The sequence below is a fragment of the Amycolatopsis sp. lyj-84 genome, assembly GCF_046549075.1.
Lineage (GTDB): Bacteria > Actinomycetota > Actinomycetes > Mycobacteriales > Pseudonocardiaceae > Amycolatopsis.
The window spans coordinates 43,330-60,813 of sequence record NZ_JAJPWO010000007.1; the positions used below are offsets into that span (position 1 = coordinate 43,330).

16 protein-coding genes and 2 tRNA genes are annotated in these 17,484 nt (G+C 68.2%); 11 read left to right on the forward strand and 7 right to left on the reverse strand.

Going from position 1 to position 17,484, the window contains the following annotated elements; all coding sequences use genetic code 11:
- Positions 1–9 precede the first annotated feature (9 nt).
- Positions 10–2,040 (reverse strand): tetratricopeptide repeat protein, encoded by a 2,031-nt coding sequence (locus tag ACLJRM_RS21755; RefSeq protein ID WP_410664121.1) that lies wholly within the window; start codon positions 2,038–2,040, stop codon positions 10–12.
- A gap of 154 nt (positions 2,041–2,194) precedes the next feature.
- On the opposite strand from ACLJRM_RS21755, the gene ACLJRM_RS21760 reads away from it, so the two are divergent.
- Positions 2,195–2,968: a fumarylacetoacetate hydrolase family protein gene (locus tag ACLJRM_RS21760; protein ID WP_410664122.1), complete on the forward strand. Its 774-nt coding sequence runs from the start codon at positions 2,195–2,197 to the stop codon at positions 2,966–2,968.
- Between the two features lie 67 nt (positions 2,969–3,035).
- Here the strand turns inward: ACLJRM_RS21760 and ACLJRM_RS21765 are convergent, their stop codons facing one another.
- A complete protein-coding gene (locus tag ACLJRM_RS21765; protein ID WP_410664123.1) occupies positions 3,036–4,274 on the reverse strand; it encodes an FAD-dependent oxidoreductase in 1,239 nt (412 codons plus the stop codon).
- 533 nt (positions 4,275–4,807) lie between these two features.
- On the opposite strand from ACLJRM_RS21765, the gene ACLJRM_RS21770 reads away from it, so the two are divergent.
- The 3 genes from ACLJRM_RS21770 to ACLJRM_RS21780 all read left to right on the forward strand — a co-directional run bounded on the left by ACLJRM_RS21770 (position 4,808) and on the right by ACLJRM_RS21780 (position 5,870).
- The gene (locus ACLJRM_RS21770; protein WP_410664325.1) at positions 4,808–5,542 is read left to right on the forward strand and encodes an HAD family hydrolase; all 735 of its coding nucleotides are present in this window, start codon (positions 4,808–4,810) and stop codon (positions 5,540–5,542) included.
- 51 nt (positions 5,543–5,593) lie between these two features.
- A tRNA-Gln gene (locus tag ACLJRM_RS21775) sits at positions 5,594–5,665 on the forward strand.
- Between the two features lie 132 nt (positions 5,666–5,797).
- Positions 5,798–5,870, forward strand: a tRNA-Glu gene (locus ACLJRM_RS21780).
- A gap of 393 nt (positions 5,871–6,263) precedes the next feature.
- Here the strand turns inward: ACLJRM_RS21780 and ACLJRM_RS21785 are convergent.
- Positions 6,264–6,863 (reverse strand): TetR/AcrR family transcriptional regulator, encoded by a 600-nt coding sequence (locus ACLJRM_RS21785; protein WP_410664124.1) that lies wholly within the window; start codon positions 6,861–6,863, stop codon positions 6,264–6,266.
- An 83-nt stretch (positions 6,864–6,946) separates the two neighbouring features.
- On the opposite strand from ACLJRM_RS21785, the gene ACLJRM_RS21790 reads away from it, so the two are divergent.
- The 4 genes from ACLJRM_RS21790 to ACLJRM_RS21805 all read left to right on the forward strand — a co-directional run bounded on the left by ACLJRM_RS21790 (position 6,947) and on the right by ACLJRM_RS21805 (position 11,017).
- Entirely contained in the window at positions 6,947–8,044 is a 1,098-nt protein-coding gene (locus ACLJRM_RS21790) for an FAD-dependent monooxygenase (protein WP_410664125.1), read from the forward strand.
- A gap of 134 nt (positions 8,045–8,178) precedes the next feature.
- A complete protein-coding gene (locus ACLJRM_RS21795) occupies positions 8,179–8,961 on the forward strand; it encodes an MBL fold metallo-hydrolase (RefSeq protein WP_410664126.1) in 783 nt (260 codons plus the stop codon).
- A 26-nt stretch (positions 8,962–8,987) separates the two neighbouring features.
- A complete protein-coding gene (locus ACLJRM_RS21800; RefSeq protein WP_410664127.1) occupies positions 8,988–9,833 on the forward strand; it encodes an SDR family NAD(P)-dependent oxidoreductase in 846 nt (281 codons plus the stop codon).
- A gap of 50 nt (positions 9,834–9,883) precedes the next feature.
- Entirely contained in the window at positions 9,884–11,017 is a 1,134-nt protein-coding gene (locus ACLJRM_RS21805) for an epoxide hydrolase family protein (RefSeq protein ID WP_410664128.1), read from the forward strand.
- A gap of 43 nt (positions 11,018–11,060) precedes the next feature.
- Here ACLJRM_RS21805 and ACLJRM_RS21810 read toward each other — a convergent pair whose 3' ends face one another.
- Positions 11,061–11,903: a helix-turn-helix domain-containing protein gene (locus ACLJRM_RS21810; protein ID WP_410664129.1), complete on the reverse strand. Its 843-nt coding sequence runs from the start codon at positions 11,901–11,903 to the stop codon at positions 11,061–11,063.
- 173 nt (positions 11,904–12,076) lie between these two features.
- Between ACLJRM_RS21810 and ACLJRM_RS21815 the strand changes: the two genes are divergently transcribed.
- Positions 12,077–12,967 (forward strand): nuclear transport factor 2 family protein, encoded by an 891-nt coding sequence (locus ACLJRM_RS21815; protein ID WP_410664130.1) that lies wholly within the window; start codon positions 12,077–12,079, stop codon positions 12,965–12,967.
- 43 nt (positions 12,968–13,010) lie between these two features.
- Positions 13,011–13,625: an NAD(P)-dependent oxidoreductase gene (locus ACLJRM_RS21820; protein WP_410664131.1), complete on the forward strand. Its 615-nt coding sequence runs from the start codon at positions 13,011–13,013 to the stop codon at positions 13,623–13,625.
- Between the two features lie 5 nt (positions 13,626–13,630).
- Here ACLJRM_RS21820 and ACLJRM_RS21825 read toward each other — a convergent pair whose 3' ends face one another.
- The gene (locus ACLJRM_RS21825) at positions 13,631–14,284 is read right to left on the reverse strand and encodes a response regulator (RefSeq protein WP_410664132.1); all 654 of its coding nucleotides are present in this window, start codon (positions 14,282–14,284) and stop codon (positions 13,631–13,633) included.
- On the reverse strand, positions 14,281–15,450 hold the full coding sequence (locus ACLJRM_RS21830; RefSeq protein ID WP_410664133.1) for a sensor histidine kinase: 1,170 nt from the start codon (positions 15,448–15,450) through the stop codon (positions 14,281–14,283). Before ACLJRM_RS21830 ends, ACLJRM_RS21825 begins: the two co-directional genes overlap by 4 nt.
- A gap of 204 nt (positions 15,451–15,654) precedes the next feature.
- Between ACLJRM_RS21830 and ACLJRM_RS21835 the strand changes: the two genes are divergently transcribed.
- Entirely contained in the window at positions 15,655–16,245 is a 591-nt protein-coding gene (locus ACLJRM_RS21835; RefSeq protein WP_101609910.1) for a hypothetical protein, read from the forward strand.
- Here the strand turns inward: ACLJRM_RS21835 and ACLJRM_RS21840 are convergent.
- The gene (locus ACLJRM_RS21840) at positions 16,242–17,339 is read right to left on the reverse strand and encodes a PucR family transcriptional regulator (protein ID WP_410664134.1); all 1,098 of its coding nucleotides are present in this window, start codon (positions 17,337–17,339) and stop codon (positions 16,242–16,244) included. The genes ACLJRM_RS21835 and ACLJRM_RS21840 overlap by 4 nt on opposite strands.
- Positions 17,340–17,484 lie beyond the last annotated feature (145 nt).

The following is a 17,484-nucleotide window of genomic DNA, read 5'->3' on the forward strand; positions in this document are numbered from 1 at the left end:
TCGTTCTGGTCAGTGACGAAAGGCGGCCAACCGTCCCCGGACCCGTTCGGCGTCGGGGAGGCGGTGCTGGGCAACGTAGAGCTCGTAGGTCCGCTTGAAATGCTCCGCCGCTTCGGTGAGCCGTCCGCTGGAGAATTGTGTTTCCGCGAGGTGTTCGGTCACCTCCGCGGCGAAGAACCTGTTGTCCTGCCCCGAACTGAGTTCCAGCGCGCGCAGGTAGGAACGCTCCGCCTCGTGGGGCAGTCCGGCCCCGCTGGCGATGGAACCGAGGTTGTCCAGGGTGACCGCCACTCCGCTGCCGTTGTCCTGCCTTTCGTGCAGGGAAAGCGCGATGGTCGCGTACTCGCGGGCCCGTTCGTGGTCGCCCAGTTCCGCGTACTGCCGCGCGACTGCGTTCAACGCGTGCGCCTCGCCCACCTGGTTTCCCGCCCGGCGATACAGTTCGAGCGCCTGTTCGCCGTGCCACAGCGTGTTTCCGCGATTCCCGAGACGTGCATGGGCACGGGCGAGATCATGGTGCGTATGCGCTTGTTCCTCGGGCCCGGTCGCCGAAGCGAGGGCACGGGAGAGCCAGGTGAGCGCCTCGTCGAGACGGCCGGCCCGGGTGTACGCGCGGCCCAGTTGCCGTTGTGCGAGCACAAGCATCACAGGAGAGCCCAGGCCTTCCGCGGCGGCCACCCCGAGCCGCGAGGTCTCGATGTTGTCGTGGATCAAGCCCTGCCGATGCTGATAGGTGTCGAGCGCACGGGCGAACCACCACACCTGCACGGGCAGGTCTTCGCCGTCGACGAGCCGTTGGACGGCGACCAGGGTGCGATGTTCGGCGGCGAACCACTCCAGCGCCGCCGCTTCACCGGTGAATTCGAGTGGCCGGACACTGTTCGCGGGGACGGGGGGTTCGAGTCTGGCGCGATGTGGGTAGAGCAGGCGATCGGCGTGCAACGCGGTGTGCAGGTAGAAGTCCGCCATGCGTCGCTTCGCCGAGACGAGTTCGGTCATCGGGTCCAGTTCCTCCGCGAGCTCGCCCGCGTACCGGTGCACGAGGTCGTGCATCCGATACGACTTGGGACGGTGTTGGCGCACAAGGCCTTTGAGGTCGAGGGAACGCATCAGGGCCGTTGTCCTCGCGGTACTCAACGCCAGCAGGCTGGCGATGGCCGCTTCGTCGAATTCCGGCAACGGAAGCACTCCCAGCAGCCGGAACCCACCGGCTTCGTCCAGCCCCAATCCCCGGTACGACCAGGAGAACACGGACCTGAGATCGGCCGATCCGTCGCCGGTGTCGAAGGCGTCCAGACGGTTGTCGGCGCCGCTCAGTTCGTCGGCGGTCACGGACAAGGGCAGGTCGGGTCTGCTCGCCGAGCGCGCGGCCAGCAACGACACGGCCAGTGGCAGACCCGCCGCGTAGGAGAGCAGGAGATCCGCCGCTTCCGGCTCGGCCAGGACCCGGTCCTCGCCGACCTGGTGCGCCAGCAGGTCGCGGGCTTCCGATGAGGAAAGCGCGTCGAGCCTGAGCGAACTGGCACCGCGGAGCCGGAGGCCTGCCAGATTCGTCCTGCTCGTCACCAGGACCGCGCAGGAGCGGGTGCCGGGCAGCAGCGGTGCCACCTGGCCGAGATCCGCGGCGTTGTCGAGTACGACGAGCGTCCGTTTTCCGGCCAGCACGCTGCGATAGAGCGCGGCGGCCGATCGTTCGTCCGAGGGAAACGCGGCCGGCGCCACTCCGAAGGCGCCGAGGAAGGAATGGAGCACCGACAACGCGGACACCGGTTCGCCCGTCCGGTCGAAGCCGCCCAGGTCCGTGTAGAGCTGGCCGTCCGGGAACCGGTCGAGGTGCTCGTGCGCCCAGTGCAGAGCGAGAGTCGATTTCCCCACGCCTCCAGGCCCTTCGACGACCACGACGGACGCCGGGGCGGCGCGGGGACTCAGCGTCCTGGTCAGGACGGCGGCCTCGGTTTCGCGGCCGACCAGCCAGGGCGGCGGGAGAGGAAGCTGACGCGGGACGGTCATCGGGTTCGGCGGATACGCGTCGTCGTTCATCTCGCGGCCTTCCCTTCGCCCGGCGTTGCGTCGGCCTGACTTCCGATGGTCGCGCTTGCCCCGCGGGCACACAGCGCCTGGACGGGTGCACTTCGGTGGCTTTCGGTGCAGCCACTCGAAGCCGTCGATGATCGGCACACGTAAGGTGGATGGCGTGCGTCTAGCCCGAATTGCTCATCCCGGTGGTGTCGCGTTCGCTTCGATCGAAGGGGACGGCGACGACGCCCAGGTACTGGAAATCGCCGAGCACCCCTTCGGCAACAACCCCAACTTCACCGGCAAGCGCTGGCCGCTCGCCGACGTCCGGCTGCTCGCGCCGATCCTGCCGTCGAAGGTGATCGCGGTCGGCCGGAACTACGCCAAGCACGCGGCCGAGTTCGGCAACGAGATCCCGGCGGACCCGATGCTGTTCATCAAGCCGTCGACCTCGGTGATCGGCCCCCACGCGCCCATCCGCCGTCCGCGCGGCGTCGGCCGGGTGGATTTCGAGGGTGAGCTGGCGATCGTCATCGGCCAGCCGGTCAAGAACGTGCCCGCCGCCCGTGCGGCGAGCGCGATCCTCGGCTACACCGTGGCGAACGACGTCAGCGCCCGAGACCTGCAGAAGTCCGACGGCCAGTGGGGCCGGGCGAAGGGTTTCGACACCTTCTGCCCGCTGGGTCCCTGGATCGAGACCTCGCTCGACGCGGCCGACCTCGCGCTCAGGTCCGAGGTGGACGGTGAGCTCAAGCAGGACGGCCGGACGTCGGACCTGGTGCACAAGATCCCCGACCTGATCGAGTTCGTGTCCGGCGTGATGACCCTGCTGCCCGGCGACGTCATCCTGACCGGCACGCCCGAGGGCGTCGGCCCGATCGAGGACGGCCAGTCCGTTTCGATCACCATCGAAGGCATCGGCACCCTGACGAACCCGGTGCAGGACGTCTGAAGCGCGCTATGAAAGTCCCCTTCATTGCAAAATTTGCAATGAAGGGGACTTTCATAGCATCCGGAGGCTAGCTCTCCGCAGGCTCCATCGCCCGCCGCGCGAAGGCCGGGGCGTGCTCCGGCCGGAGGCCGAGGCCCAGCAGCCGTGCGGGGAAGTAGGAAAGCACCGGGAAGCGGCTGAACAGCTTCACCATCACCGCCGGCGGGCCGTTGCGCTTGCCCTCCATCACCGGCCGCATGATGTTCTTGTGCAACAGCCGTTGCAGCCCTTGCACCAGCATCGTCGGCGCGAGACGGCGCTTGCGGACCTTCGCCAGGTCCGCTTCCGTCGGCCTGCCGCGGCGCAGCGGCTCGGCGAGCAGGGTGGCGGCCGCGACCGCGTCCTGCACGGCGAGGTTGACGCCGACCCCGCCGACCGGTGACATCGCGTGTGCCGCGTCACCGATGCACAGCAGCCCGTCGAGATGCCATTTCCGCAGCAGGTTGAGCTTGACGTCGAGGAACTTGACGTCGTCGGTCGTCTTCAGCTCGCCGACGCGGTCGGCGAATTCGGGGCAGACCTCGGCCACGTTCTCCCGGAACCATTCGATGCCCTTGGTCCGCAGGTCCTCGCCCTTCGGGCCGAGGTAGGCGACCTGGAAGTAGCCCTTCCTCGGCAGCGGCACGGCAAACCGGCGATTCCGCATCTTCGGGGTCAGCCTGCCCTCGAGTTCGCCGTCCCGCCGCGAAATCCGGAACCACCACGCGTCGAACGGGGTGTCGTACTCCTTCGGGATCAGCCCGGCCTCCCGCCGGGCCAGCGACCAGCGGCCGTCGGCGGCGATCACCAGGTCTGCGCGCAGTTCGCCGGTCCGCCCCTCGGCGTCGCGGTAGCGAACCCCGCTCACGCGGTCCTGCTCCAGGATCAGGCCGGTCATCTCGGTGCTCTGCCGCAGCGTGAACGTGGGTTCCTTCGCGCCTGCGTCGGCGAGCAGGTCCAGGAAGTCCCACTGCGGGACCATCGCGATGAAGGGGTGCGCCACCTTCAGCCTGCTCAGGTCGGCCAGCCGCATCATCGTGCCGTCCTCGGCGGGGAATCCGGCGTAGGCGATCTCGCTGTGCGGCAGGCTGAGGAACTTCTCGCTGAGACCCAGTTCGTCGAGCAGGGTCAAAGTCGACGGGTGCACCGTGTCGCCGCGGAAGTCCCGCAGGAAGTCCTTGTGCTTCTCCAGCACCGTGACCTCGACCCCGGCCCTGGCCAGCAGCAATCCGGCGACCATGCCCGCGGGGCCACCGCCGACGATCACGCAGTTCGTGCGTTCGTTCATCCGTCCCACCCCTTCGAAACTCTTATTCATCACCTGTTGAATAAACTCAGCATGCACCTGCCCGGCCGGTGCGTCAAGCGCCATCCGGGCGGATGCGCCGTTCGGGCTATGGCGCGGATCTCACCGGTCCTCGGCCATCTGCCTACATAGGACTTAGTGTGCTCGGACCGTCCTGGAAGGACAGCGGTCGCGGACGCGCCCTTGTGGACTGTCCGCGATTCGGACCGCGTAAGGATTTCATTGTCATCACAGGGAGTGCGTGCGTCGAATCGGACGTGGCGCCGGGTATCGACATTTCACTCGCCCGCCCGCGTTAGCCGTTGTCGGGTAACTAAAACACGACATCTCACCAACTGGGAGTAGAGCGCACGCGCCGGAACAGAGCAGCCTTAATCACCTCATCGGCAGAGTCGCGATCGCCCTGGGTGCCCTAGCCTCACTTGGTGGATTTCGCTCTCGTGCCCCGGACCCCGTCACGAACCACTCCGGCCGTTCCGGACGGAGCCCCTTGGGAGCCTCCGGAGTTGCGGTTGGTGTGCCTCGACATCGACGACACGTTGATCGACTGCACGGCGGCGATCCGGCTCGGCCTGCGCGCGCTCACCGGCCAGAACGACCTTTGGCCGCTGTGGGATCTCATCACCGAGGAGCACGTCGCGCTGGTGGTGGCGGGTGAAATCGATTACGAGACGATGCATCACAAGCGTACTGAATGCTTCCTCGCGGAGATCGGCATTCTGGCCGACGAAGACCAGGTCATCGGCTTCGAAAAGCGCCGTCGTGAAATCCTCACCCGTTCGTGGCAATTGTTTGAAGATGTCCTTCCGTGCCTGGAATGGCTGCGTGCCGCCGGCGTGCTCATCGCGGCGGTCACGAACGCCTCCGGTGCGCATCAGCGCAAGAAGATCGCCGATCTCGGACTCGCCCGGTTCTTCGACCACGTGGCCATCGCCGGTGAACTCGGAGTAGCCAAACCGGACCCGGCGATGTTCCACTCGGTCTGCCTCGGTCTCGGCTGCGACCCGGCGCAGGCCGTCCACGTCGGCGACAAACTCGACACCGACGCCATCGGCGCACGCGACGCCGGCCTGGGCGCCGTCTGGCTCGACCGGGACGGCATCGCCGAGCGCGCCCCGGCGGGCGTGCACACCATCACCGGCCTCGACGAGCTCCCTGAGCTGCTCGTTTCCGAGTTCGCGAAGCTCGGCGTCCCGGCTCAGCGCGCTACGGAGACCCCCGCTTTCACGGTGCGGAACAGCGTGCTCTAGTATTTCTTCTCGTGCGGCACCGAGCCGGTCAAGATCGGAACGGTACCTCACTGGGGTATGGTGTAATTGGCAGCACGACTGGTTCTGGTCCAGTTAGTCTAGGTTCGAGTCCTGGTACCCCAGCTGGAGAACTCTCCGGAGTGAAACACAGAGTGACCCCCCTGCGAAGGCGGGAAACCCGGTCTGGTAAGTTTCTCCACAGCAACACAGCAGGTGAACAACTGAAAACCTCCTTCTGAAGGAGGAAAGATCCTAGCCCCCGTCGTCTAGCGGCCTAGGACGCCGGCCTCTCACGCCGGTAGCGTGGGTTCGAATCCCATCGGGGGTACAAAAGTTTCACCCAAGAGCGTCGATCGAAATGATCGGCGCTTTTTGCTATTCCGGGAATCAGCATAGCGTCGGTGACCTTTCCCGCTTCTGATGGCGGTTCAACCCCGATCGTCACGACGTCGCCGAGGCTCTGCTTCAGACACTCTTCGAGCTGAGCCACTTCGGCTTGAACAGTGTTCTCAGGGCTTTCGCGAACGGGTCGTCGGGGCACGGTCTTGGGCGTTGGAGGCGCTGTCGTCCACAGTGGCCAGGTCGGCGTGTGGATCGGTGCCGCCGCGGTTGTTCTTCCGGGGGCAGCACAAGTAGTGGGCCGATCGCCCTCGGTGTCAGAAACCGTTGTGACGTAAGCAGAATAATGGCGATATTCGGGATGAAGGTGACACTGAACGGGTCAGGTTGATCGCCGCCACGGGGTGAGTGCCACCTCGGTGGCGGTCCGCATGGCGGCTTGCAGCGTGGCAGGGTCGGCCTTGTCGGCACTGTCGAGGAGGGCTTGGAGCGCGCCGCTGACGGCGCCGACGAACGCGCCCGTCAGTGCCGCCGCGCGTACCAGGTCCAGCTGGTCCGGGAAGGCCTCGGCCAGGTGCTTCGCGATCTCGCGTTGGGCGTCGAGCTGCAGCTGCAACGCGCGGCCGCGCACGGCGGGCACGGTCTGGATCAGTCGTAGCCGGAGCGCTGCCAGCGGGCTGACCATCTCCTCGCTGGTGTCGTTGATCTCACCGAGGGTACGCAGCAGCACGTCCGCCGGTCCCTCGTCCGGGTCGCGCGTCGCGATGGCGTCGATGGCCGCCCGCACGCGCTCGTCGGCGTCGGGGAACAGCAGTTCCTCCTTGCTGGCGAAGTAGCTGAAGAACGTCCGCGCGCCGATCTCCGCCGCCGCCGCGATGTCGGCGATCGTCGTCTCGTCGTAGCCCTGGCGCTCGAACAACTCCGTCGCCGCGTCGATCAGGGCCTGGCGCGTGCGGGCTCGCTTGCGGTCGCGAAGGGACATGGACGGCAGCATACGCAGGTCGGCAGTCAGTGCAAATCCGCACTCGTTGCAAACTTGCACTCACTGCGGCTAACGTCGTGGGCATGACGAAGAACGTGCTGATCTCCGGGGCAGGCGTGGCAGGCTCGACCCTCGCCTACTGGCTGGCCCGCAACGGTTTCAAGCCCACGGTCGTGGAGCGGTCGCAGGGCCTGCGCTCCAGCGGCAACCCCGTCGACATCCGCGGGCCCGCCCTGCCGGTCGTCGGGGCCATGGGCGTCGTGCCCCGGCTGCGGGACGCCGCCACGACGTCGAACCGGATCCGGTTACTGGGTGTCGACGGTCGCCTGGTCGCCACGGTGGCCATGCCCGCCAAGGGCAACGAGGTCGAGATCCCCCGGAACGACCTCGCCACCATCCTGTACGAGGCGGCCCGGGACGACGCCGAGTTCCTCTTCGACGACACGATCACCGCGCTGCGCCAGGACGAGCACGGTGTGGATGTCACGTTCGACCGTGCCCCGCCCCGCCGGTTCGACCTCGTGATCGGCGCGGACGGGCTGCACTCCACCGTGCGCCGCCTCGCCTTCGGCCCCGAGCGTGATTTCGTGCGGCTCACGGGCATCTACGTCGCCACGACACCGTTCAACGAGCCGGTCGACCACCCCGAGGACGTGCTCATCCACAACACGCCGGGCCGGCTGGTCGCCCTCCACCCGTCACGCGGCAAGGGCGGCGTCGCGTTCATCTTCCGCGCCGAGGTCGACCACTTCGACTACCGCGACATGGCGCAGCACAAGCGGATCGTCACGTCGGCGTACGCGGGCGTCGGGTGGCGGGTGCCGGAGCTGCTCGACCGGTTGCGGCACTCGGAAGACGTCTTCTTCGACGCGGTCAGCCTGGTCGACCTTCCGTCGTGGTCGAAGGGCCGCGTCGCGCTGGTCGGCGACGCCGCGTCGTGCGTGTCCCTGCTCGGTGACGGTTCCAGCCTCGCCATCGCCGGCGCACACACCCTGGCCACCGCGCTCGCTGCGGATGGAGGCCTTGCCCGGTACGAGGCCGAGCACCGCGCCAGGGTGATGCCGAAGCGGCGCACCGTCAAGCTGGCCGCGGCGCTGCTCGTGCCGAAAACCAGGCTCGGCCTCGCGACGCGGAACCTCGCGGCGCGCGTCAGGTCACCGCGATCATGGCTGCTTGAGTGACCTGAGCTTCGCGTCGTTCCTGCTCGGCCTGCTTCCGGCTACATGTGACGAAGTTAGCGTACGGGCGTTCGCTATTGATTTAGCGAACGCCCGTACGCTAACTTTCGGCGACCACCGCCGAGAAGGAGTACGGGATGCGAACACGACGACTGGGCTGGGCCGGACTGGAGATCGAGGCGGACGGTGAGCGGCTGGTGATCGACTACGTACGGGACCTCTCGCCACTGTTCACCGGATGGCGGTCCGGCGACAGGCTGACGGCACCGAGCGGGACGGCCGGCGCCGCGCTGGTCACCCACCTGCACCGGGACCACACCGACGCGGCCGCACTCGCGGGCGTGCTGGCGCCGGGAGCGCCGGTGCTCCGACCGGCGCCGGGCCACGGCGACGACGTGGACAACGTGACGACCCTGCAGGCCGAGCGCGAGCTGGCCTTGCACCGACTGGCCGCCGAAGTCGTGGATCCCTGGTCCACTCGCGAAATCGGGCCGTTCCTCGTCACCGCGATCCCCGCCGTCGACGGACTGGGCGACCCGCAGCTGAACTGGGTGGTCCAGGCAGACGGGCACCGGATCTTTCACGGCGGCGACACGATGTTCCACGGCTACTGGTGGCTCATCGCGCGCCGGTTCAGCCCGTTCGACGCGGTGTTCCTGCCTGCCAACGGCGCGGTGGTCGACGCGCCGCATCTCCAGCCGCCGAGTCCGCTGCCCGCCGCGATGGACCCGAGGCAGTCCGCCGCCGCCGCGGAAATCCTCGATGCCCGGTACGCGGTTCCGATGCACTACGAGGCGGAACAGCCGGACAAGATCGCGGGCTACGTCGAGGTCGCCGACCCGGAGAAGGAGTTCCGCGCGCACGCCGGCCAGCGCGCGCACGTGCTGGCCGTCGGGGAGTGGCTGGACCTGTCCGCATGACCGCGACTCCGCGACGAGGCCCCGGCATGGACGCAGTCGGTTCGGGGCAAGGGAAAGGACTCCGGGTGAGTACAGAGAACAGGGTCGTCGCGGTCACCGGCGGCGGTACGGGCATCGGCGCGGCGGTGGCCCGCCGCTACACGGCCGAGGGCGCGAACGTGGTGGTCCTCGGACGGCGGCGCGAACCGCTGGAGAAGGTGGCGGAGGAAACCGGCGCGCACGTCATCGCGTGTGATGCCAGCGTGACCTCGGACGCGGAGAACGCGGTCGCGGAGATCGTCGGCCGGTTCGGGCGGCTGGACGTCGTGGTCGCGAACGCCGGCGGGCACGGGCTGTCGTCGGTGACCGACACCGACGACGAAGAGTGGGAGTTGGCGTTGCGCTCGAACCTCTCGAGCGCGTTCGTGTTCTGCCGGGCCGCGCTACCCACGCTGGTGGAAGCCGGGGGACAGGTGGTGATCGTGTCCTCGTTGGCCGGTCTGTTCGCGGGTCCCGACGTCGCGGGGTACACCGTCGCGAAACACGCGCTGATCGGCCTCACCCGGTCGATCGCCCGGGACTACGGGCCCCGCGGTGTCCGCGCGAACGCGGTTTGCCCCGGTTGGGTCCGCACCCCGATGGCCGACGGCGCAATGGAACGGTTCGCCGAATCGGCAGGGTTCGCCGGAGGGCGGGACGAGGGCTACCGTCGGGCGACCGCCGAGGTCCCGCTCCGACGCCCGGCCGAACCGGACGAGATCGCCTCCATCGTTCGGTTCCTCGGCTCGCCGGAATCGTCGTACATCACCGGCGCGGTACTGGTCGCAGACGGCGGCGCGCACGCGGTCGACCTGCCCACACTGGCCTTCGAACGCGTCGGCACGGACACCTGACGCCGGTCTCCCCAACGTAAACTCGCGACGTCGAGTGCAAGGAGAAAACCATGGTGCCCGATAGGCCCGTACTCGAGGTCACCGATGCCGAACTCGGTGAGCTGCGAGCTCGGCTGGCCGCCACGCGATGGCCGGCTCCGTGGCCGGTGACCGGCTGGTCGGCGGGAACCGATCCCGGTGAGTTGCGGCGACTGGTCGCCTACTGGGCGGCCGGCTATGACTGGCGTGCTCACGAAGCCGCCATCAACGTGCTGCCCCACCACGTCGCGGACATCGCCGGGACACCGGTGCACTACCTGCGTTTCGACGGGGAGGATCCGGAGGCCCTGCCGATCGTGCTGACCAACGGGTGGCCCAGCTCGTTCCTGGAGTTGACCGGCCTCGCCCGGCGACTGGCCACCCCGTCCAAGCACGGGGGCAGCGCGGCGGACTCGTTCACCGTCATCGTCCCGTCGCTGCCGGGATTCGCCTTCTCCCCGCAACGGCCCTCGCTCACGGATCCCTTGCAGACCCACGAACTGTGGCACTTGCTCATGCACGAGGAACTGGGTCTTGCCCGGTACGGGGCACACGGCACAGACCTGGGTGCGGGCATCACCTCCCGGCTGGCCGAAGCCCATCCCGACGCTCTGGTGGGAATCCACTTGGCGGCCGTCGCCAGTCCGGTCGACTACGACGACGAGAGCATCACCGCGCAGGAGCGCGCCTACCTCGACTCGGTGACGACCTGGTCGGCGAAGGAAGGCGCGTACCAGCACCAGCAGAGCACCCGGCCCGTCACCTTGAGCTACGGGCTGGCTGACTCACCGGCCGGGCTGCTCGCATGGATGATTGAGAAGTACCGCGCGTGGAGCGACTGCGAAGGTGATCTGTCCTCGCGGTTCAGCGACGACTTCCTGCTGACACAGGCGTCGCTCTACTGGTTCACCAACACCATCTCGACCTCGTTCCGGCCGTACTACGAGTACGGCGAGAACATGACGCGCAGAGTCGAGCGGATCGAGGTCCCCACCGCCCTGGCGCTGTTCCCGGCCGACCTCACCCGGCCGCCGCGCAGCTGGGCCGAGCGCACCTACAACATCACGAGGTACACGGAGATGCCGCGCGGCGGTCACTTCCCCGCACACGAACAACCCGAGCTGCTCGCTCACGACCTCACCGACTTCTTCCGGCCGCTGCGGTGAGAACCGGACTGTCGAACCGGGTGGTCGAGTGCACGGTCGCCGATCACTGCCGGCCGGGGTGCGCGCTGCGGGCGTCCAGCAGAAATTCGGTCAGTGAAGTGGCGTCGGCCGAGCCCGGGTCCGCCGTGAACATCACCGCCCTCAGGTCGCCGTCGGGAATGTGGACGGTGTCGCAGTCCAGTGCGATCTGCCCCAGATCCTCATGCTGCAGCCGCATCCGGCCGTCGTGCTGCCCGGTGGTGGGTGTGCTCGCCCAGAGCTCGGCGAACACGGCGCTGGCGCGCTGGAGGTCGGCGGTCAAAGACGCCAGGTCTTCGTCCTCGGGGTAGCGGGTCGAGGCCGCACGCAGTTCGGCCACCAGCAGGCGCCGAAAGCGCGCCTCGTCACCTGGCAACCGCATCACCCGGCCGGCCTGGCCGACGAACACCCGCCAGGGGATGTTGCCCTCGCGCGGGTGGAGCGAGGGCACCCCGCAGGCCAGCGCTTCCCAAGCCCGGTTCCAGCCGACGACCGTCCACGTGGCGTCGAGCACGCACACCGGCGTGCTCTCTATCCGGTCCACGAGCCGGCGGGCGCCATCACTGAGCCGCCGTGGCACCCGCCCTTCCACCGGCGCGTAACCGGCCAGCGTGCACAGGTGCTCGTACTCCGTCCTGCTCACCCGGAGCGCTCGGGCCAAGGCGTTCAACACGCCGGGCGAGGGGTGCCGACGACCCTGCTCCATGCGTTTCAGGTGATCCGTCGACACGCCTGCCAATTCGGCGAGCTCTTCGCGTCGCAGGCCGCCCGTGCGCCTGCGGCCGTGACCGACGACACCCACCTGTTCGGGCCGGGTGCGTTCACGGTGCTCCCGCAACGCCATTCCCAAAGTGCTCGCGTCGGACATGACCGAAGAATATCAGCGGCATCCGCCAGGAGGGGACATTCTGGCCCCTGCTACGGCGGCCGGAACCCGGAAGAATGACCACCAGAAAGGCGGAGACAGCGCACGCGAATCCGTGTTGACACGCGCTCCCCTCTCGATGTTTTACCGATCGTGTTCTCGATGAAGGAATACTCATGACTGATGTCAACCACCTCGCTGACCGGGTCGCTGTCGCCGAGACCGTGGCCCGTTTCGCTTGGTCACAGGATCTCAAGGACTGGGCCGGTCTGCGTGCGATCCTCGCCGACACCGTCACGATGGACGTCTCCGAGCACTTGGGCGGGCCGTCGCAAGAATTGAGTGCCGATGATTTCGTGGTCGCCAGCCGGGCGGTGCTGGAAGGATTCCAGAGTACTCACCATTCGACCTCCAACGTCATCGTCGAGGTTGAGGGCGACCATGCCACCTACCGGAGTTTCGTGGTGGCCTACCACCACGTTCCCGCCGACGAGGTCGACTGGCTCGTCATGCGTGCTTTCTGGCACGTCGACCTGCAGCGGGTCGGCAATGAATGGCGGCTGAGGCGCATCCGCGTCGTGCGGAAAGCCCCTTTCGCGGGCAACCCCGAGCTTTACGCGATCGCCAAGGGGTCCCGCGGACGAGGCGGGCGAGAAGTGAGCGCGTCGACCGACGACGTGCGCGCCGTTCCGTTTCGCATGGCCGCGGCGATGTCCGATCGTGACGTCGAAAAGCTGGTGGCCAACTACGCCGACGACTTCGACTGCGTGATGCCGGTGCACCCTGATCGCTCCTTCCGCGGTGCCGACCAGGTTCGCGCGAACTACACGAAGATTTTCGCCCGGTATTCGAAGGGCCTGGACGCCAGGGTCATCGACTCCGTGGTGGACGGTGACCGGGTGTGGACGGAGTGGGAGATGATCGGCACGCGGGCCGACGGGGTCGTCGAGACCATCCGCGGCACCGTCATCATCCGGGTCGAGGACGGCCGCGCCGCAGCTGTCCGCTTTTACCTCGATCCGGTCGATGCCCCGGATGCGTCGGCACAGCTGAACATCCTCGGCTGAAATCCGGCTCGGCAGACGCATCGACCCTCAGGAGTGGATTTTCATGCACCTCACCGTTCTCGCCGCGTCCGGCCCGACCGGACTTTCCCTTACCCGGCAGGCACTCGAACGTGGCCACATCGTCAGGGCCATCGCCCGCAATCCGGACCGGATCACCGTTCCGGACGCCCCGGGGCTGACCAAGATCGTCGCGGACGTGTTCCGCACCAGCGAGATCGACTCGGCGCTCGAAGGCAGTGAACTGGTGCTGTCCGGGCTGGGTGTGCCCAAGGGGACGAAGCCGGGTGTGCTGACCGCGGGCGCCCGGTCGGCGGTGGCCTCGGGCGCCCGCGTCATTTGGCTGGGTGCTTACGGCACGGGGCCCTCGGCCGCGGTGGCAAGCGCGCTCAACCGGCTGGTCCTCAAGGGACTCGGAGCGGAGGTCGCCGACAAGGTCGAGTCGGACGCCGTGGTCACCGAAGCCGGCGGGACGGTTTTCCACGCCGGACCCCTGTCGAACAAACCGATCAGCCCGGACCGGCGCACCGTCGGGCTCGATGCCTCCCCCAAGAGCATCTTCCGCATCATGGTGAGCCGGGACACCGTTGCCGCCGCGATGCTCGACGAAGCGGAGAACCCGCGGTTCCCCGGCCGGATCGCTGTCCCGCTCACGCGCTGACCCGCTCAGTCTTCGGAGTTCGCCAGCAGTCCGTGGTCGCGGGCGTAGATCGCGGCTTGAGTGCGATCCCGTAGTCCGAGGCGGCCGAGGATGCGGGAAATGTGGTTCTTCACCGTTCCCTCGCTGAGGTAAAGCCGTGCGGCGATTTCGCGGTTCGTCGAGCCGGTCGCGACGAGCCTTAGCACTGCGGTCTCCCGGCTGGTCAGTACTTCGGTGGGGGCCGGTTTCGCGGGTTCGGCTGTCGGAGCCGCCGCTGCCAGACGCCGCGCCACCGAGGTGTCGAGCTGGGTGATCCCGGCGTGGGTCAGCCGGATGGCGTCGGCCAGTTCGTCGGCGGGGAGGTCCTTGAGCAGATACCCGGCGGCACCGGCGCGCAGCGCCTGCACGACGTATTCGTCGTCGTCGAAGGTGCTCAGCATGACGATCCGGCAGCCGGGCGCTTTGTGCCGCAGGATCGCGGCGGCTTCGACGCCGTCCATCCCGGGCATCCGGACGTCCATCAGCACCACGTCGGGTTCGAGCGCGAGGACTCGGGCGACGGTTTCTTTCCCGTCCGCGGCGACGCCGACCACCTCGATACCCGGCTGGATGCCCAGCAGCGAGGCGATGCCGTCCCTGATCAGCCGTTGGTCGTCGACGACCAGTACGCGCACGCTCATCGGGCCGGCACCGTCACGGTGATCCGGGTGCCCGCTCCGGGTTGGCTCTCGACCCGGGCGAGCCCGCCGACCAGTGCCGCGCGCTCGCGCAGGCCGAGCAACCCGAACCCTTCTGCGGGCTCGGACGCTCCGGTGCTGAACCCGCGGCCGTCGTCGGCGACGACGAGCCGGGTCTCGGTGTCGCCGAACGTCAGTGACACCGAGACCCGATCGGCTTGTGCGTGCCTTCGCGCGTTGGTCAAGGCTTCTTGCGCTGCGCGGAAAAGCGCGCTCACCGTCGCGTTGTCCCCGGCGCGCTCCTCGCCGTCCACGACGAGGCTGACCTGGAGCCGGTCGTCCCCGGCTCGGTCGACGAGTTCGGCCAGCGACGCGGACAAGGTGCGTCCCTCCCGCTCGTCACGGAGTGCTCCGACCGACCGGCGGACGTCGTCGAGCGCGTGGCGTGCCGAAGACCGCGCGTCGGCCAGGGCCTGGTCCGCCGCGTGTGGATCGCGCTCGCGGAAGGCGGACGCCTTCTCCACCTGCACCGCGATCGCGGTGAGGTGGTGGCCGAGGCTGTCGTGGATGTCCCTGGCGAGACGGTTGCGTTCCGCCGCCGCCGAGAGGTCCGCGACCTGGGCGGCGTAGGAGGTCACCTCGTCCAGCGACTCCTCGAGCCGGGCTCTGGCCTGCTGCTCGCGGACCGCGATTCCGGCCATGGCGATGGCGAGAACCAGGCCGATGACGAACATCAGCACGTCGGCGACGTAGTTGGCGCTGGTGTACCAGCCGGGAACCCACAAGGCGTAGGAGCAGACGAGCAGCACCAGGCACAGCGCGGCGAGCGCGATACTGACCGTCCGGCCGAACGCGAGGTAGGCCGCGAACGGCACCAGCACGAACAGCGCCCGGGACAGCCCCGAGTCGTCCAGCGCGGCGACCGCGACGAACAGCGCGAGCCGGACGAGCAGGAACGCCGACGCGGTGCCGCGCCCCGCGCCGCAACGCCGTTCGGCGGGTTCCAGTGCGAACAGCGCCGCGACGCACGCGACGAACCCTGCTGTCCTCAGTGGACGGACGTCCGCGCCGAGCCCGGCGACGACGTAGTAGAGGCCCGCGATCAGCACGATCCCGTAGACGACGGCCGACACCCAGGACATCGGTGATTCTTTCCGCACGATCGGCATGCAGGCACCTCCCGACACGGAAAGAGTACGGCCGATCCGGCGGCATTCTCCCGGGTTCGGGAAACCTTGGCCGAACGGCACGTGCCGTTCGGCGGTGCCCGGTGGGAACTCCGGCCCGGTCGGCACTTCCGGACCGCGACGGCCCTTCGTAGCGTTCGGCCCTGTCATCGCACGCTAATGCTTGTGCCACAAGGGAGTTCTCATATGCTGTCGCCCACGTTGATCCGCCTCGGCGCGCCGTGCGGAATCGCCGCCGGACTGTTCATCGCGGTTCCCGCGGCCTTCGAAACGGTGCTGGGGGAGACCGCGGCCACCAGCTTCGTCCTCGGCCTCGCCCCGGCCTTGGCGACGCCCGCGCTCGTGGCGCTCTACGCGCGTCACAGCGAGGCCGCCGGCCGGTTCGGCGCCCTCGCGTACCTGGTCAACCTGATCGGTCTCGGACTGTTCGGCGGCGCCGCGTTCGCACTGAACATGGCGCTGTTCTACCTCGACGGCCCGGTCGTCGCCGAACTTCTGCGCGGTCCGACGAAAGTGGCCCTCATCGCGAGCGCGGGCGTGTTCGCCCTCGGGTCGGTGCTGTTCGGCCTGTCCTTGCTGCGCGCCAAGGTCCACCCGCGGCTCCCGTCGGGCCTCTATGTGGTGGTACCGGCCGCGTTCGCACTCGCCGCTCCCTTGCCGGACACCCTGTTCACCAGCGGGTTGCACATCCTGTTCGGCTTCACGCTCGGCTGGCTGTCGACGGCGATGTGGCAAAGCGCGGGCATCAGTCCGGTCGGCTCCACCAGGGTGGGCTAGCCGGATTCGCCGGCACGGCGTGCGGCCAGCGCGGAAGTGGCCCGGTGGATTCCCGGTGGCTCGGTCACGTCGATACCGGTGAGTTCGTGGATGCGGCGTAACCGGTAGTCGACCGTGTTCGGGTGGACGTGCAGCAGGTTCGCGATCCGGCGGCGGTTGACGTTGCCGCCGAGATAGTGGAGCAGCGTCTCGAACAGATCGGGATGTGCTTCCAGGGGGGCCAGCAGGTCGGCGAGCCTGTCGCGGGCTTCGCCCGGGCGTGTCAGCTGGTACTCGATGAGGACGTCTTCGAGGCGGTAGAGCCCGGGGGCGCGCTCGAACCAGCGCAGGACGTCCAGTATTTCGCCGGTCTGGACCGCCGCGGCCGCGACACCCGAGGACGTGGTCAGGGCCCCGGCCGCACTGACGGTCACCCCCGCCGCGCTGCCCGCTTCGGCGATCGTTTCCGACCACTTCGACCAGTCCATGTCCGACGATATCGGGACCAGGACGATTCCGCCGGTCGCCTCCAGCGCGTTCAACGCCTGATCGTCGGTCGCCGCCTCGAACACCGCGAGCAGCCTGCGCAACATCCGGCGGGTGACCGTGGTCGGGTTGACCCCGGCCTCCTGTTCGTCGGGGTGTGCGCCGATGGCGAGGTTGAGCAGCAGGTACTCGCTGGCGAGACCGATTCCGGCGATTCCGGCGGTCGCCGAAGCGGATTCGTCCCGCAGCAACGCGGCGAGCAACGCGCGGCGGGTGTTGTGCTCCTGGCCCACCGTGGTGCGTACCTCTTCGAGGTAGCCGCTCGCCACGGCGCCCGTGGTCGCCTTGATGAACTCGAAGATCTTGTTGCCCAGCGCGAGCACCGCGTCGAGGTCATCAGGGCCCGCGTCGGCGGTCAGCGTCGCGAAGATTCCTTGCAGCCCATTGACATAGGCCGCCAGCAGAGCTTCCAGCGGCACGCCTTCCTCCGCGCGCCGAGCGGCGGAGCCGCCGATGCGGCCTGCTTGGTCGGGCGTCGCCAGGGTGCCTTCGCGGAGCCAGGAGATGTAGTAGGAGACCACGTCGCGGCTGATGTTCGTGATGTCTTCGCGCATTTCCTCGACCGGCATGCGCCGGAAGCTGTCGAGATCGCGCCGATGCCTGGCCAGCATCTTCGTCGACGTCGTCCAGCTGGTTTCGCAGCGTCTCGTGCACCGGCACCCCGGCGATGACCACCGGAGACGGCACTTTGACACATAAGCTCTTTGCCGTCGG

Excerpts from the sequence above, each read along its gene's own strand:
- ACLJRM_RS21815 (WP_410664130.1), top strand. The coding sequence starts at position 12,077 with ATGACTGATGTCAACCACCTCGCTGACCGGGTCGCTGTCGCCGAGACC.
- ACLJRM_RS21825 (WP_410664132.1), bottom strand. The coding sequence starts at position 14,284 with ATGAGCGTGCGCGTACTGGTCGTCGACGACCAACGGCTGATCAGGGAC.
- ACLJRM_RS21840 (WP_410664134.1), bottom strand. The coding sequence starts at position 17,339 with ATGCCGGTCGAGGAAATGCGCGAAGACATCACGAACATCAGCCGCGAC.
- ACLJRM_RS21810 (WP_410664129.1), bottom strand. The coding sequence starts at position 11,903 with ATGTCCGACGCGAGCACTTTGGGAATGGCGTTGCGGGAGCACCGTGAA.
- ACLJRM_RS21785 (WP_410664124.1), bottom strand. The coding sequence starts at position 6,863 with ATGTCCCTTCGCGACCGCAAGCGAGCCCGCACGCGCCAGGCCCTGATC.
- ACLJRM_RS21765 (WP_410664123.1), bottom strand. The coding sequence starts at position 4,274 with ATGAACGAACGCACGAACTGCGTGATCGTCGGCGGTGGCCCCGCGGGC.
- ACLJRM_RS21790 (WP_410664125.1), top strand. The coding sequence starts at position 6,947 with ATGACGAAGAACGTGCTGATCTCCGGGGCAGGCGTGGCAGGCTCGACC.
- ACLJRM_RS21800 (WP_410664127.1), top strand. The coding sequence starts at position 8,988 with ATGGACGCAGTCGGTTCGGGGCAAGGGAAAGGACTCCGGGTGAGTACA.
- ACLJRM_RS21795 (WP_410664126.1), top strand. The coding sequence starts at position 8,179 with ATGCGAACACGACGACTGGGCTGGGCCGGACTGGAGATCGAGGCGGAC.
- ACLJRM_RS21755 (WP_410664121.1), bottom strand. The coding sequence starts at position 2,040 with ATGAACGACGACGCGTATCCGCCGAACCCGATGACCGTCCCGCGTCAG.
- ACLJRM_RS21835 (WP_101609910.1), top strand. The coding sequence starts at position 15,655 with ATGCTGTCGCCCACGTTGATCCGCCTCGGCGCGCCGTGCGGAATCGCC.
- ACLJRM_RS21820 (WP_410664131.1), top strand. The coding sequence starts at position 13,011 with ATGCACCTCACCGTTCTCGCCGCGTCCGGCCCGACCGGACTTTCCCTT.
- ACLJRM_RS21805 (WP_410664128.1), top strand. The coding sequence starts at position 9,884 with ATGGTGCCCGATAGGCCCGTACTCGAGGTCACCGATGCCGAACTCGGT.
- ACLJRM_RS21830 (WP_410664133.1), bottom strand. The coding sequence starts at position 15,450 with ATGCCGATCGTGCGGAAAGAATCACCGATGTCCTGGGTGTCGGCCGTC.